Origin of the sequence: Streptomyces sp. NPDC005925, from assembly GCF_040638805.1 — a bacterium.
Classification (GTDB): domain Bacteria; phylum Actinomycetota; class Actinomycetes; order Streptomycetales; family Streptomycetaceae; genus Streptomyces.
In genome coordinates this window covers 94252-108403 of record NZ_JBEXVL010000016.1, presented here as the reverse complement: position 1 = coordinate 108403, position 14152 = coordinate 94252, and the positions used below count along the sequence as shown (strand labels likewise).

The 14152-nt window shown below is 74.6% G+C and carries 9 protein-coding genes; 2 read left to right on the top strand and 7 right to left on the bottom strand.

The features are described from left to right. Nucleotides 1–84: 84 nt before the first annotated feature. Nucleotides 85–1113 (bottom strand): lactonase family protein, encoded by a 1029-nt coding sequence (locus ABZ354_RS19660; RefSeq protein WP_358658351.1) that lies wholly within the window; start codon nucleotides 1111–1113, stop codon nucleotides 85–87. A gap of 166 nt (nucleotides 1114–1279) precedes the next feature. After that, nucleotides 1280–2779, bottom strand: coding sequence for an FUSC family protein (locus tag ABZ354_RS19655; RefSeq protein WP_358658350.1), 1500 nt, complete (start codon nucleotides 2777–2779; stop codon nucleotides 1280–1282). Nucleotides 2780–3116: 337 nt separating this feature from the next. Between ABZ354_RS19655 and ABZ354_RS19650 the strand changes: the two genes are divergently transcribed. Then, on the top strand, nucleotides 3117–3593 hold the full coding sequence (locus ABZ354_RS19650) for an Lrp/AsnC family transcriptional regulator (protein ID WP_358658348.1): 477 nt from the start codon (nucleotides 3117–3119) through the stop codon (nucleotides 3591–3593). A gap of 119 nt (nucleotides 3594–3712) precedes the next feature. On the opposite strand, the gene ABZ354_RS19645 is transcribed toward ABZ354_RS19650, so the two are convergent. Beyond that, on the bottom strand, nucleotides 3713–4534 hold the full coding sequence (locus ABZ354_RS19645) for a LysR substrate-binding domain-containing protein (RefSeq protein ID WP_358658346.1): 822 nt from the start codon (nucleotides 4532–4534) through the stop codon (nucleotides 3713–3715). Between the two features lie 58 nt (nucleotides 4535–4592). Here ABZ354_RS19645 and ABZ354_RS19640 point away from each other — a divergent pair, with 58 nt between their 5' ends. Continuing rightward, nucleotides 4593–4988, top strand: coding sequence for a DUF5997 family protein (locus ABZ354_RS19640; protein ID WP_358658345.1), 396 nt, complete (start codon nucleotides 4593–4595; stop codon nucleotides 4986–4988). A gap of 92 nt (nucleotides 4989–5080) precedes the next feature. On the opposite strand, the gene ABZ354_RS19635 is transcribed toward ABZ354_RS19640, so the two are convergent. From ABZ354_RS19635 to ABZ354_RS19620, 4 genes are all read right to left on the bottom strand, one after another. Then, on the bottom strand, nucleotides 5081–5971 hold the full coding sequence (locus tag ABZ354_RS19635; protein ID WP_358658343.1) for a peptidoglycan-binding protein: 891 nt from the start codon (nucleotides 5969–5971) through the stop codon (nucleotides 5081–5083). Beyond that, the gene (locus ABZ354_RS19630; protein ID WP_358658341.1) at nucleotides 5971–7530 is read right to left on the bottom strand and encodes a DUF6519 domain-containing protein; all 1560 of its coding nucleotides are present in this window, start codon (nucleotides 7528–7530) and stop codon (nucleotides 5971–5973) included. Before ABZ354_RS19630 ends, ABZ354_RS19635 begins: the two co-directional genes overlap by 1 nt. Before the next feature lie 288 nt (nucleotides 7531–7818). Continuing rightward, nucleotides 7819–10017: a hypothetical protein gene (locus ABZ354_RS19625; RefSeq protein WP_358658339.1), complete on the bottom strand. Its 2199-nt coding sequence runs from the start codon at nucleotides 10015–10017 to the stop codon at nucleotides 7819–7821. Continuing rightward, complete coding sequence (locus ABZ354_RS19620; protein ID WP_358658337.1) at nucleotides 10017–13997, bottom strand: putative baseplate assembly protein; 3981 nt, start codon at nucleotides 13995–13997, stop codon at nucleotides 10017–10019. Before ABZ354_RS19620 ends, ABZ354_RS19625 begins: the two co-directional genes overlap by 1 nt. Between the last annotated feature and the right edge of the window lie 155 nt (nucleotides 13998–14152).

Here is a 14152-nt window from a genome sequence, read left to right as displayed (position 1 = left end):
TCTTCCTGTCCTCTTCCTGGTCAAAGACGTGGCGGCCTTCCCGGCCGGTGCCGCCCGCGAGCCCGCGCCGCCGGACGGTCGCCCTCAGCCGAGGACCACGCAGGACGCCGCCGGAACGCGCACCGAGCCGGTGCGGCGGGGCACGCCGGACGTCGGGTCGACGGCGAACCAGGTGACGTCGCCGGAGCGCTCGTTCGCCACGTACAGCACGCCGTTCGACTCGGTGATCGCGCGGGGCCAGTGGCCGCCGCAGGGCGCGGTGGCCAGCAGTCGCAGCCCGTCGCCCTCGATGGCGAGCACGGAGAGGACGTCCTCGCCGCGGGTGGCCGTCCACACGAACCGGCCGCCGGGCGAGACGGCGACGCCCGACGGATAGGCGTCACCGGCGGGCGCGCCGGGCAGCAGCGGGACTTCCGCCAGCGGCCTCAGCGTGCCCCGGTCGGCGTCCCAGCGGCAGACGGTGACGGTCGGCGTGAGTTCGTTGACCACGTAGGCGTGCGTGCCGTCAGGGTGGAAGGCCAGGTGGCGGGGGCCCGAGCCGGGGCGCAGGGCGATCTCGCGGCGGGGTTCGAAGCCGGCCCCGGTGGGGGCGCACACGCGGACCGAGTCCGTGCCGAGGTCGACGCTCAGGGCCCAGCGGCCACTGGGGTCGGGCTGCACCTGGTGAGCGTGCGGGCCCTGCTGGCGCGGGGCGCAGGGCCCGGCTCCGGTGTGCTGGAGCACCGCGCTCGGGGCGTCCGCGAGGGTGCCGTCGGGCCGGAGGGGCACGGCGGTGACGCTGCCCGAACCGTAGTTGGCGGTCAGGACGTGGCCGGCGAAGACGCTGACGTGGGTGGGGGCGTCGCCGCCGACGGACACGGGCGGCCCCGCGGGCCGGGGCGCGTCACCGGTGACGTCGTACGCGGCGACCTTGCCGTCGGTGGTCTCGCTGACCGCGTAGAGCGTGCGGCCGTCCGGGGCGAGGGCCAGGTAGGAGGGGTCCGGCATGTCGGTCGCGCTGCCGAGGACGGTGAGCGCGCCGTCGACGGCCACGCTCGCCGTCAGGATGCCGGGGCCACCGGCCGCCGTGAACGATCCGATGAACGCCCGCCGGCGCCGACCGCCGTCTGCCATCGCCGTCCCCTCTCCCCGTGACGCCGGCAACTCCTGATGCTTCTGCCGCTTTCCGGGTGACGGTAGCAGCCGACCACGCCAGGTCTAGACCAGATGGGAAGATCGGTGGCTGCGGCCGGTTCGACGCGTTCGTGCGGGCGCGCGGGCGGGCCCGGCCCTCGCCCCCTCAGGCGCCCACCAGCGGTGACCCCGGCGGGGTGCGCAGCGGAGTGGCCAGTTCCGACAGGGCGCGCTCCAGGCCGTCCAGGTGGGCCAGGGCGGGTTCCGCGGCGGGCGGACGGGGCCCGGTGGATGCGAACCTGCCCGCTCCGCCGCCGGTCAGAGCCTCCACGGCCGCCTCGACGCGCCAGCAGGCGGCCGCCAGCCGGGCGTCGTGAGAGGCCTCGGGGTCGGCGGCGACGGCGACCAGTCCGCGGATCTCGCGCGCGCAGTCGTCGAGGAGGCCGAGCACCCGGCGGGCCCGGGCCTTGCGGCCGGGCATCGGGTGGAGCGGGTGGACCAGCGGTGCGACCGAGAGGCGTACCCGGCCGAGGAGGTGCTCCAGTTCGGTGACGCGCGGCGCCGGGTCGGCGTGCGCGTCACCCGCGAGGCGTGCGGCGGCCTCGGCGGTGCAGGCGTGGACGCAGTGCAGCGCCCGCTGGATCCAGACGTCCGTGACGGAGTGCGTGGTGACGGGCAGCACGAACAGCACGGCGAGGGCCGCGCCGAGCACCCCCACCCCGGTTTCCACGAGCCGCAGGGCCAGCAGCGCGGGTTCTAGGACGCCGAGGAGCCCGTAGAGCAGCTCGGCGAGCAGAGTCACACAGAGCATCATCCAGGTGTAGGAGACGGCTGCCGTGTAGAAGATCCCGAAGACGCAGACGGCGGTGAGTACGGCCGTCGGAAGCACCGCGCCGTCCACCGGCAGCGCGACGAGGAGGCCCAGAGCGATACCGAGGGCCGTGCCGAGGACGCGCCGGAAGCCACGAACCAGGGTCTCCCCTCGCGAGGTGGTGTTGACGAAGATCCACCAGGTGGCGCCGACCGCCCAGTACCAGCGCTGCCCGGACACCAGCTGGCCCACGACGAGGGCGATGCCGGCGCCGGCGGTCGCCTGGACGGCCTGGCGGGTGGTCACGCGGGCCAGGCCGGTGCCGCCGTGCGGGGCGGCGGGCACGGGAGCCGGGGGCAGCCGCCGCTCGTAGCACCAGAGACCGAAGCGGACCGTGGCGGCCGACAGCACGGACAGGACGAGGGAGACGCACAGCTCGGGGAGCCTGCCCGGGGTGGCGTGCAGGAACTGCGCCACGAAGAAGGTCATGAACGCGAACACGCCGAGGCTGTGCCCGCGTGGCCCCCAGCGGCGGGCGTAGACGCCCGCGCCGACGACGGCGAGGAAGGTCAGGTCGCGGGCGACGGGGTGGTCGTGCAGTTCCGCGGCCACCGCCAGTACCGGCAGGCCGGCGACCGGCAGCAGTGCCGTGGTGACCGCCTGCCCGCGGACCGTGGCGTCGGTGACGGTGAACAGGGCGAGCAGCGCGGCGAGCCCGCCGGTGACGGCGCCCATGAGGGACTGCCCGGCGAGGCCGCACACGACGACGGCGAGCCCGATACCGAGGACGGCCCGGGTCGCGAACCGCAGCCGGGTCCGCCCGGGATCCGGAGCGACGAACACCCTCTTCAGCACTGACTACCGCCCCTTTCGGACACGTTCGTGAAGATCGGCACAGGTGAGGCAGGGCCCCGGCTCAGGTGCCTGCACAAAGACCGGTGTACGGCCATGGACGCCCGCACGAAAAAGGCGCCGCGGGATCCGCAGCGCCATCGACACCCGTATGGAAACATTTTCTTGCCTGATGGCTCAACTCGGCCCCTCGGTGGTGGACCATTGGCGCAGCGAGGGCCGCTGGAGGCAGCCGATCGCGAGCCAACGGCCCACGGTCGGCGGGCTCGGCCGGGCGCGGGGCGGTGAGCCGTGGGTACAGTCATGGGTGATCATCCGGCGCGGGAGGAGGGCGGTCGGCATGACCGTGGACGAGCTCGACACCCGCATCCTGCGGCTCCTGCTGGAGCAGCCTCGGACGAGCGTGCGGGAGTACGCCCGCGTCCTCGGAGTGGCGCGCGGCACGCTGCAGGCCCGTCTGGACCGGCTGGAACGGGACGGCGTCATCACCGGCACGGCGCCGGCCCTCTCCCCGGCCGCGCTCGGCCACCCGGTGCTGGCGTTCGTGCACATCGAGGTCACCCAGGGGCACCTGGACGACGTGGGCGACGCGCTCGCCGAGGTGCCGGAGATCATCGAGGCCTTCTCGATCACCGGCGGCGGCGATCTGCTCACCCGGGTCGTGGCACGGGACAACGCCCACCTCGAGGACGTCGTCCAGAAGCTGATCAGCCTGCCGGGCGTGGTCCGCACCCGCACGGAGATCGCGCTGCGCGAACGCGTCCCGCACCGGCTCCTGCCGCTGGTGGAGTCGATCGGGCGCGCGCCCGGGGTCTGACCGGCGTCGTCGGCCCGGCCGCACTTCTTCGACGACGCCGCCTGCGTACGCGGACCTGGTGGCGGACCGCGCCCTCGGGCAGTTCGGGGAGCTTGCCGCGCAGGAACGTCTGTGGCGTGTTACGCCCGTCCTCTCGGCTTGCCTCGGCGGGTGCTCTTCGGGGCGGCCGTGCCGCGCCGCGCGCCTCCCCTGGCACCGGCCTTACCGCCGCCCGCCTTCCCGCTGCCCGCCTTGCCTGCGCCGGTCCTCCCCGCGCCCGCCCTTCCGGCACCGCCCGTCCCGGACTTGCGGTCCTCGGCCTTCCCGCCGCTGTCGGCGGGGGGCCGGGTACGGCCGCGGGTGCTGTTGACCGTGCGGCCCCGGACGATGCCGATGAAGTCCTCCACCTCGTCGGTCGTCGCCGCCTCCGGCCACGACAGCGCGACACTCGACTCGGGGGCGCCCGTCAGCGGCCGGTGCGTGAGGTCCTTGCGGTGGTGCAGCCGGGCCAGGGACAGCGGAACGACGAGCACGCCGATACCGGCCGCGACCAGCTCCACGGCGTCCGCGGTCGTCGCGGGCCGCTCCAGCGCGGGCCGGCCCGGCAGGCCCCGTTCCCAGTCGAGGACGTCGTCGAGGGGGTGCAGCACGATGTCGTCGGACAGGTCCGCCGGGGACACCTCGTCGGCCGCCGTCACCAGGTGGTCCCTGGGCACGACGACAACCGTCTGCTCGGTGTAGAGCGGGATCGCGCTCAGAACCGTACGGTCCACCGGCAGCCGCACCAGACCCGCGTCCGCACCGCCGCCCGCCAGCAGGTCACGGGCCTCGGCGGGGGGTGCCTGAAGCAGGGTCAGCGGGGTGTCGCGGTGCCGCTCGTTCCAGACGCGGAGCCACTTGTCGGGCGTCACACCGGGTACGTACACGAGCCGGAACGAGGGGGATTCTGCCGAGCCTGTCACCTCGCCAGGCTACCCGCCGTGGTCGGGAGCCGGTCACGCGCTCGATACCCTGGGCCTCATGAAGTCGCACCAGAGCACCCAGACGATGAAGCCCGCGACCGCGGCGAAGAAACTGGGTGTGTACCTCGAGGCCACCCCCGCCGAGTTCCGTGAGGGTGTCGTCTCGCGCGCCGACCTGAACGCCCTGCAGACCGATCCGCCCGAGTGGCTGCGGGAGCTGCGGCGCACCGGCCCGCACCCCCGGCCGGTGGTGGCGGCCAAGCTGGGCGTGTCGATCTCCGGTCTCGCGCGCGGCGGCGTCACCGAACCGCTGACCACCGAGCAGATCGATGCGCTCAAGGAGGAGCGCCCCGAGTGGCTGGAGCGGGAGCGCGCCACGCAGGCCGAGGTCCGCAGGGAGAGCGAGCGCCTGAAGCAGAAGCAGCAGGAAGCGGAGGCCGAGCAGGGCGACTAGGTGTACTCGGTCATAGGGCCTGGCGGTTATGCGGAGCGGTCCGTCGGACGTGCCCCTCTCCGGTGTCGTACCGGGGAGGGGCACGGCTGTGCTCACGTGCGTCGGGCGGGCACTTTCAGCCGGTCCCAGCTGAGCTTGCCCGGGATGCCGTCGGCGTCCTTGCCGCTGAAACCGAGCTTGTGCTGCCACGCCGCGTAGGAGCGGCGGTCGGCCTCGGTCCACTCCGGGCCCGGGCCCTCCTCGTAGCGGCCGCAGTCCTCGGCGACCAGCCTGCGGCCCATCGCGGTGACGACCGAGGAGTTCTGTCCCTCGTGGAAGAACCCCGGACCGGGGAACGGCTCGTACGACGGCTTCGGGCCGGGGGCCGTGCCGCCGCCCCCGCCCCCGCCCCCGCCCCCGAGGCGGTCGGCGATGCGCTTGCGCATTCCGTCCATGGTGAAGCCGCGCGGGTCCTGCTTGCCCGGCTGCCACTCCTTGTGCCCGATGACGGACCGCTCGTTCCAGCCGTGGTGCCGGCACAGGGCGGCGGCGGCCCTCTCGATGGCCTCCTTCTGCGCGTCGGGCCAGGGGTCCTTGCCGTCGCCGAGGTTGACGCACTCGAAGCCGTAGAAGTGCCGGTTGCCGTCGGTGTCGGCCTCGTTGTCGGACGGCAGGCCCGACTCGTTGATCACGGCGCGCAGGACGTCGCTGTCGCCGAGGCCCGCGTGGTTGGCGCGGCCGTTGCCGACGAGGTGGATGTGGCCCTTCTTGTCTATGACGCCGTGACACAGCGGGCCCGGCAGGCCGGAGTAGCCGTTGTAACAGATGTTCACGGACGCGTCGGTGCCCGAGGTGACGGTGTGGTGGATCATCACGCCGTTCACCGGGCCCCAGGGCCCCTTGCTGTTGCGGTTGTGGGTGCGCCAATCGCGGACCTCGTGGACCGTCAGGCCCTCGGCTCGCAGGATCTCCACCATCTTCGAAGCGCTCAGCGGCTTCGCCATCACTCGTCTCCTTCCACTGCGGCCTCGGCCTCTGCCGTGGTCTGTGACCTTCCCCCCGAGGGGCCCGCGTCGGCGGCGAACTCCTCCCGGCGGGCCAGTTCCTCCGCCGCGAGCGTCGCCTCGTCGGCCGCGGGCACGCCGCTCGCCAGCGGCCCGAAGGCGCGGCGCAGATCGACGGCCTCGGCCTCGCCCTTGACCAGGGCCAGCGGGGCGAAGTGGCGGGCGATACCGGCGGGCGCCCGGAGCAGCGGGCGACGCGCGGCGTCGGCCGGCCACTCGACACTGCCGGTGGCGGTGCGGGCCGGAATGATCCAGTGGTCGCCGGTGCGGTAGGTGCCGCCCTTCGCGAAGTACACCTCGACGCCGTCCTCCAGGGGCAGCCACTCCCCCTCCTCGACCCGGACCGCGCCGTCGCGCAGGGCGGCGGTACGGCCCCTGCGGCGCGGGCCCGCGTGCTGGTCCCAGCGCCGCAGGTAGGGGTGCAGGTGGGGCAGGCGTCCGACGGAGCGGCCGGGTTCGTCCGACAGCCGCACGCGTCGGCCGGGCAGGTCCAGCTCCTCCACCCGCAGCAGCGGGAGGGAATCGAGGCGGGAGGCGTACGCGGTGTCCACGAACTCGACGTGGTCGCCGACGTCCAGGTCCAGCTTGTCGTCGTGGCCCAGGGACGCCGCCTCGACCCAGGTGCCGTCGAGTGCGTCGACCGGGAAGACGACCGAGCCGTTCTCGCGGGACCACTTGAAAGTGGCCTCGCCCGCCTCGCCGCCGGTGTGGACCTCCACGCGGTACAGCTGGTTCTCCGGGCCCCGGTAGCGGGCGTCCGGCCTGATCAGGCAGGGGTCCTCGTCCGCGTGATCGGGGCGCTCGCTGCGGGCCGCGAGCCGGGCCGAGGGGGCGGCCTGCCGCTTCGCCCACTCGTCGAAGGCGGCGCGGACCACCTCCTTCGACGGCCCGGTGTCCTCGATGCGCAGCTCGTCCAGGGACAGCGGCAGTACCTGCCAGACGACCTTGGCGCGGGCCGAGGTGTCCGGCATGGCCGCGCCGAGTGCGACCTCGCGCAGCGCCGGGTCCTCGGCCGCGGTGACGGAGCGCTCCCACACCTTCAGGTAGACCACGAAGGGCGCCCGGGCGGGTGAGGGCAGCCTGTCGCCGGGCCTCTCCGGGTCGCGGAAACCGTCGGGCTGGTCCCAGTACGTCCAGTGGGCGGGCGGCTTCGTGGTCTCCTCGTCGCCGTCCTCGTCGGCGCCTTCCCCGGGTACGGGCGTGCCGGGTGCGGGGCGGGTCGCGTCGCACAGGATGCCGTCGACGTAGTAGCGGCCGCCGTGGATGTGCAGGGTGTCGAGGTCGTGGCTGCCGCCCACGTACTCGACGCGGAATCCGGCGGCGTCGCGCGGCCCGCCGTGCGGCCCGATCAGGTCGGCGGCGAGGGTGCGGGCCCGGTGGAGCTGGATCGCCGCCTGTTCGTTGAGGTCCGCGTCGAGCTGGACGCGGCCCTGCTGGGCGACGACCGCGGAGTAGTGCCGCTCCGGGCGGAACGTGGAGCGGGAGAGGTCAGCGTGCATGAAAGGGGTCCCCCTGGTTCGGGAAAGTGCGTGCGGGGTCGGTGGGCGGGCGCTCACTCACGACGGAGGCGGCGGATCGGCGCTCGCTCGCGCCGACTGCGGTCGCCGGGCGGTCACCCGCACGGGATGCGGTCGCTGAGCGGTGACCCGCGCGGGCTCCGGTCGCCGGGCGCTCACCCGCACAGGCTCCGGTCGCCGGGCGGTCACCCGCGCGGGCTCCGGTGGCCGGGTGGTCACGCGCATCGGCTCCGGTGGCCGGGGTTCGCTCGTCCGTGAAGGGTCGGCCGGTCATGTCACGAAGAAGATTCCGGCGTCGGCGCCCGCGGGCGTGTACTCGGTGAGCCGGGCCCGCAGGCCGTCCTCGCGCTGCGGCCGGTACAGGTCGTGGAAGGCGCCCAGCTCCGCGCCGTCGTCCGCGCCCCGCCGGATCTCCTCGGCGCAGCGGTCGGCGAGCAGCCCGTACCCGGGGGTGCCGTAGCGCGTGGACGTGAACAACGGCCGTACGCGGTCCGCCTGCCCGGGTCCGGTGAGGTCGGGCCGGCAGCGGTGGCGGCGGGGCGTCCGCGACCCGGCGGGGACGTAGCAGTACCGCAGGCAGCCGGTGCCTCGGCGGGCCACGTGCAGCCGGCCGATGAACACCGTGTTCTCGGCGATGTCGATGGCGTGGGTGTGGATCTCACCGATGACGGTGGCGCGGTGCAGGTGCAGTACGGCGTGGGCGTGGCGGCAGTCCGGGCCGGACAGGGCCTGACGGTCGTCGGCGGTGGCGTCGAGGACGCTGTCGCGGATGTGGATGGCGAGGGGGTCCTCGCTCACCTCGTCGCCGATGACCTCGATGGTGCCGAGGACGCTGTGCTCGACCCGGAGGCAGGCGGTGGTGCGTTCCAGGACGACGCTGGGTTCCTCGGGCGCGTGGGGGTCGCACTGGGGCTCGAGGGACCAGCCCGGTACGAGGGTGCAGTGCCGCAGGGCGACGGAGCCCACCGGGCCGGTGACGTTGATGCCGCGTCCGGCGACGAGCAGCCCGTCCAGGACGATGCCCGGCCGCTCGTGCGAGGCGCAGTCGCCGGACGCGGCGCGGATGTTGAGGGCGTCGGGGCGGTTGCTGTACCAGTCGAGGAGGCGGATCACCGGCCGGGTGCCTTCGGCGGCCCGCACCTCGAGCCGGTCGCCGGGGTCGAGGTCGAAGTCGAGCTGTTCCTGGTAGGCGCCGCTGTGGGTGATCTCGATGATGCCCGCCGGGCCGGTGCGGTCGGCTCGGCGGTCGTGCTGCCAGGCCCGGTAGGCGTCCATGATCCGCCGGTAGGACTGTCCGGGCCCCACCCGGTAGACCTCGGCGTCGGGCCGGGGCTCGCGGTCGCGGACGTACTCGCCGCCGCCCGTGTCCGCGGCGGACGCGTAGTGGTAGTCGGCCCACACGCCCTGGCGGGGCGCGGTGCGGGAGCCGAACGCGATCCGCCCCAGCTCCGGGTCCACGGCGACCTGGCCGCGCCTCGGGCGGTAGCGCCAGTCCGACAGGTCGGCGACGACGATGTCGGCGGGCGGCACCGGCTGGTCCTCGCCGTCGCGCCGGATGACGAGGCTCTTGCCGGGGCCGTAGTAGTCGAGGAGCCGGTCGTGCAGCAGGTGGCGGGTGACGAACGCCGGGACGTTGTCGACGGCGGCGATGTGCGCCGGGGAGGGCTCCGGGAGCGCCTTGGTGACGAGCGGGGTGTCGTTGCCGAGGATGGAGAAGGTGTACAGGTGGCGGGCGCGGTCGATGCAGTAGGCCGGGGACCGGGTCAGCGAGTGCGCCTTCAGCCGCCATACGAACAGGGCCACGCCCGCCGGGGTCAGGCCCCCCTGCCGGTGCCGGGAGTCGGCGCGGCGCACGTCGACGGTGCGGGCCGTCGCCCCGAACGGGCCGCCCTGGACGGCGAGTTCGGCACCGTCCCGGAGGTCGGCGAGCCGGCCCCGGCCGGCGCGCGTGCCACTGCCGCTGCCGCTGCCGCTGCCGTAGAGCTTCACGGGCTGGGTGTGGGCGACCTGCCGGGAGAGTTCGACGGCACGCGCGGGCCAGTCGGCGGCCTGCTCGGACAGTTCCTCCAGCAGGTGCAGGGTGCCCTTGCGGCGGCGGCTCGCGACCGTGCCGGCGACGTCGCGGCGCGGGGCGACCGCCTCGGCGAGGGCGGCCCGGCCGCCGTCGTGCAGACCGGTGGTGAGGACGCGTTCGTACCCGGGCAGGGTGCGGTACCCGACGAGGTCGCCGAGGTAGGGCAGCACCCAGGGCGCGGCCGTCTCCACGAAGAGGTCGTCGTAGCCCTGCTGGACGCCGTCCCGGATCCGGTCGAGCTGTTCGGTGATCACGGCGAGCAGGGCGCGCAGCGGCTCGCCCTCCTCGGCGTCGCGCAGCCGGTGCCACCGGGGCAGCAGGGCGGCGAGCGCGTCGGGGTCCCCGGTGCTCGCCGGGGCCGGGGCCGGCATCGTGGGCGGGGTGTCCGGGGACATCAGTTGACCTCCGTGAGGATCAGGGTGTCGGCGGCCCGCGGCGACAGCATGGCGAGCCGGGCGGGGCGGATGCCGCGGAAGACGAACACCCGCCTGCCCCGGGCGAGCCGACGGGTGTCGGTGATGTCGGGGTTCAGGCGCAGGAGTTCGGCGAGCGGGAGGCCGTGACGGGCGCAGACGGACGACAGGGTCTCGCCGTTCTCGTCGCGGACGGTGTGGATCTTCTCGTCGTACGCCGCCGGGTGCGCGGGGACGGCCGCTCGGGGCGGGCCGGGGTCGGTGAGCAGGGCGGTGATCTCCTCCGGGGTGGCGGAGGAGGGCACGCCGGTGAAGACGTCGACGTCGACGTGGTCGACGCCGGGCACGGTGTGGGCGGCGGCGAGCACCTCGGACAGCCGGGCGGGGCGGCCCAGTTCGCGTCCGTCGAAACCGAGTCGGCGCAGCAGGGCCTGCCGCAGCCGCGGTTCGACGGTCTCCCAGCTGTGGTCGGGTGCCACCTTCACCTTGGCGGCGAGCAGCAGCAGCACGAGTTCGCGGGCGTCGACGCGGACGGGGAGGTTCGGGTCGCCGTGTTCGGTGAGCGCGCCGCGTAGGGCGCGCAGTGTGGCGGAGTCCGTGGCGATCGGCACGTCGTCGGTGCCCGCGACCGTCACGTGCAGCACGCGCCGCCGCCCGTCGAAGAGTTCGCGTGCGGCGGCCCGGCCGATGCCGGCGCGGGAGCGGGCGAAGTCCTCGTAGTCGGCGGCGGACACCAGCCGGTCCAGGGCGGACACGGCGAGCGGGATCGTACGGCGGGTCAGGCCGGGGCCGTCCGCGTCGGCGCCGCCGGTGGCCGGGCGCGGGTTGGTGACGGCGGTGACGCCGAGGGGGCGGGTGAGGGGCTGGGTGATCCGGTCGGCGGGCACGTTGGCGGCGCGGCCGGTGCCGAAGCGGTAGCGGGCCCGGATGTTCTCGTGGCCGGTGGGCAGGCGGGCGCCGTGCACTCCGTCCCCGAAGGTGACCGTGGTGCGCCCGCCGGCGGTGGAGCCGGTGATGTAGACGCGTTCGGCCGGGCCGCGTCCCGCGAGGCTGTCGGCCTCGTGCCACAGCACGCCGTCGACGCGGATCTCCAGGACCGGTGTCGCGCCGAGGGGGTTGTCGTCGGCGCGCCAGGTCAGCGGGGACTGCCACAGCGCGAACGTCTGGTTCGTACGGTCGAAGTCGCCGCTGCCGATGGCCTCCTCGCGGCTCTCCCCGTGGGTGGCCTCGACGACGTTGCCGAGGACGCGGACGGTCTCACGCCGGTAGCGGTGGGCCAGGTCCGCGGTGAGGGTGAGCCGGGTGTGGACGTGGTCACCCGGCAGCCGCGGGTCGACGGCCGGGTCGGCGGCGGCGACGGTGACGACCTCCGTGGCGCCTACGCCGGCCACTCCCGGGACGTCGGAGCGTTCGCCGGTGACGATCAGGGTGCGGCCGGGCAGCAGTCCTTCGTGGAGTTCCGCGAGCTCGATCTCGTTGCCGTGGAGGTCCTCGCCGAGCGGCTCGTCGGCCAGGAGGAGCGGCTCTCCGGCGGCGTACACGGTCGTGCTGCGGATGTGGGACAGCAGCACGTCGAACTCGTCCAGCCAGGGGTCGGCGAGGGTGAGTTCGGTGCCGCGTCCGCTGATGCCGTACTGCGCGTACACGGCGGTGCGGGCGGCGACCACCCGGGTGGTGACGAACGCCAGCCCCGGATCGCCGGGCACGCTCGCGGCGCCTGGCCCGGTGGCTCCCTTCGCGGCTCCCTTGGCGGGGCGCCGCACGGCCACCCAGCTGCCTGCGGTGATGCCCTCGTGCACGCTGTCGAGCGGGAGCACGCGGCGGTTGAGGGGTTCGGGCCTGGTGGCGATCACGACGTCGACACCGGGGGCGGTGGTGCCCGTCGTGTACGTGAGGTTGATCTCGTACTCGCCGTGCGTGAACTGCCCGCTCCCGCCCGGACGCAGGACGACCTGCTCGGAGGTGCCGTTGTGGACGCCGACGTGGACGAGGCCCTCGTCGTCGGGCCGGGACACGAACACGGTGCGTTCGGGCAGACCGGAGTGGAAGCGGGCGGTGACGCCGGGTTCCTGGGAGTCGGCGGGGCGCCGGTTGAGCCAGCTCAGGTCGCGGTCCTGGCCCGAGCGCACCGACAGGTCGACCCGGCCGGGGCCGAGCGTGAAGGCGACCGGCCGGGCCAGGGGCAGGTTCTCCGCGCGCTGGTCGGAACTGTTGCCCTCGACGTACTGGAACTCGGCGCGCACCGGAGCCCTGCCCGCCGTGTCGAACACGACGCGCACACTCGCCAGTACGGCTCCGGTCAGCGGCCAGTCGGCCGTGCGGATGACCCGGCCGCGGTCGTCCTGGACGGGCTTGAGCGGGGCCGTCGCACCGAAGGGGGCGGCGGTGACGCGCATCGCGAGGAGGTCGCGCAGGAGCGGGGCGCCGGGCGCGGTGGCGGTGCGCCAGGCCGGGTAGAGGTCGCCGAGGCCGGGGTCGAGGGCGGACAGGAGGCGGGCGGCGTCGGGGGCGGTGCCGGGTCCGGGTCCGGTGCGGCGCGGTCTGGCGGGAGCGGGGGCGCTGCCGCGCAGGGCGGGGAGGAGGGCGGCGAGGGCGCGGAGGGCGGCCTCCTGGGGTACGGCCGTGGGGCGGGTGCCCGAGGGGATCGCCGTGTTACGCGGAGCGGAAGGACTCACCGTGTGGCGAGGGCCCGAGGGGATCGCCGTGGTACGAGGAGCCTGGGCGTAGAAATCGAGGGAGTGGATGCCTGCCCGGGCGGCCTCTGAAGGACTCGGCGTGGTGCGAGGGTTGGAAGGGCTCGCGTTCGCCGTGGGCTCGGTGGGAGAGCTGGGATCGGCGGGCGGCACGGGGTGCGCGGGTGCCATGTCGCGTGCCCGCTCGGCGAGTTCGGCGAGAACCGCCTCCAGTTGCGCGAACCATTCCGCCACGTCCTCGTACGGCGTGGCCAGCACCTGGGCCTCGCGCAGGCGGGCGACGGGTTCCGCGAGGAGGGCCGCGAGCCGTTCGGGTGTCCTGACACCGTCGAGGCCGGCGCGCAGCGGGGCGAGGACCTGGTCCTCGAAGTCCTCGACGAGGCGGCTGACCGGCCGGGGGTTGGGTACCTCGGGCGTGGGCGGTTCGTCGCCCGGCTCACCGGGCCGGGCGGGGTCGCCGGTCCAGCGGCGCACCTCGTCGACGAGTTCCCTCAGGGTCGGCGGGGCCGACGGGGGCAGCGTGATCGCGGTGATGTCGTCGTCGCGGTCGACGCGTACCCCGGCGACGGGGAGGAGCGTGCGCTCGCCGCCCGCGCGTTCACCGAAGACGAGGAGGAGCTGGTCGCCGGTGCGCAGGGAGGTGGAGGTGCCGGCGACGTACAGCGCGGAGCGCCTGCCGAGGTCTTCCGGGGTGATGAGGGCGGGCCTGCGGCGGCGGACCTTCAGCTCGTTGAAGTCCCAGCGGGCGGTGAGGTCCCGGCTGGTCTCGAAGGTCAGGGACTCCTCGTCGGCGGACGCGGGCACACTGTGGCTGCGGGCTCCGCGCTCCACGACGACGGGCAGCGTTTCGGCACGCGGGTCGCGTTCGAGGGTGTAGGCGAGATGCGTGGTGGCGGCGACGCCGGGGCGCGGCCGGTGTCCGACGAGCCGGCCGAGCAGTACCAGCGAGCGGTGCTCGTCGGCGGTGCGGACGTACGCCTCGTCGGCGATGCGCTCGGAGTGGAAGGTGAGCAGGTCGCCCAGGACGGCGGTGGCGTCGAGCAGGCCGATCGCCGGGTCGTCGGGCGTGCGGACGGTCAGGCCGCGCAGGGCCGGGTAGGCGGGTGAGGCGAGCCGGTCGAGGAGGGCGGCCAGGAAGGAGCCGTACTCGCCGACGCGGTAGTCCAGCGCGGTGCGGCCGGGCGGGTTGTGGAGCGGGGCGGGCGCGAGCCGCTCGTCGTGGCCGCCGCGGCAGGCACCGCCGCAGGCGCACTCGTCGGTCACGGTCATCGGGTCCCCTCCGGTGTCGTCCTGCGCTTCCGGGTCACCGTCGCGTGCCGTCCCGGCGCAGTCCCGTACGTCCCATACGTCCCGGCGGTCACCGCCCGCCGCCCCCACGTCCTCCCGTACGTCCCGGCGGTCATCGGGTGCTCCTCGGTCCGCTG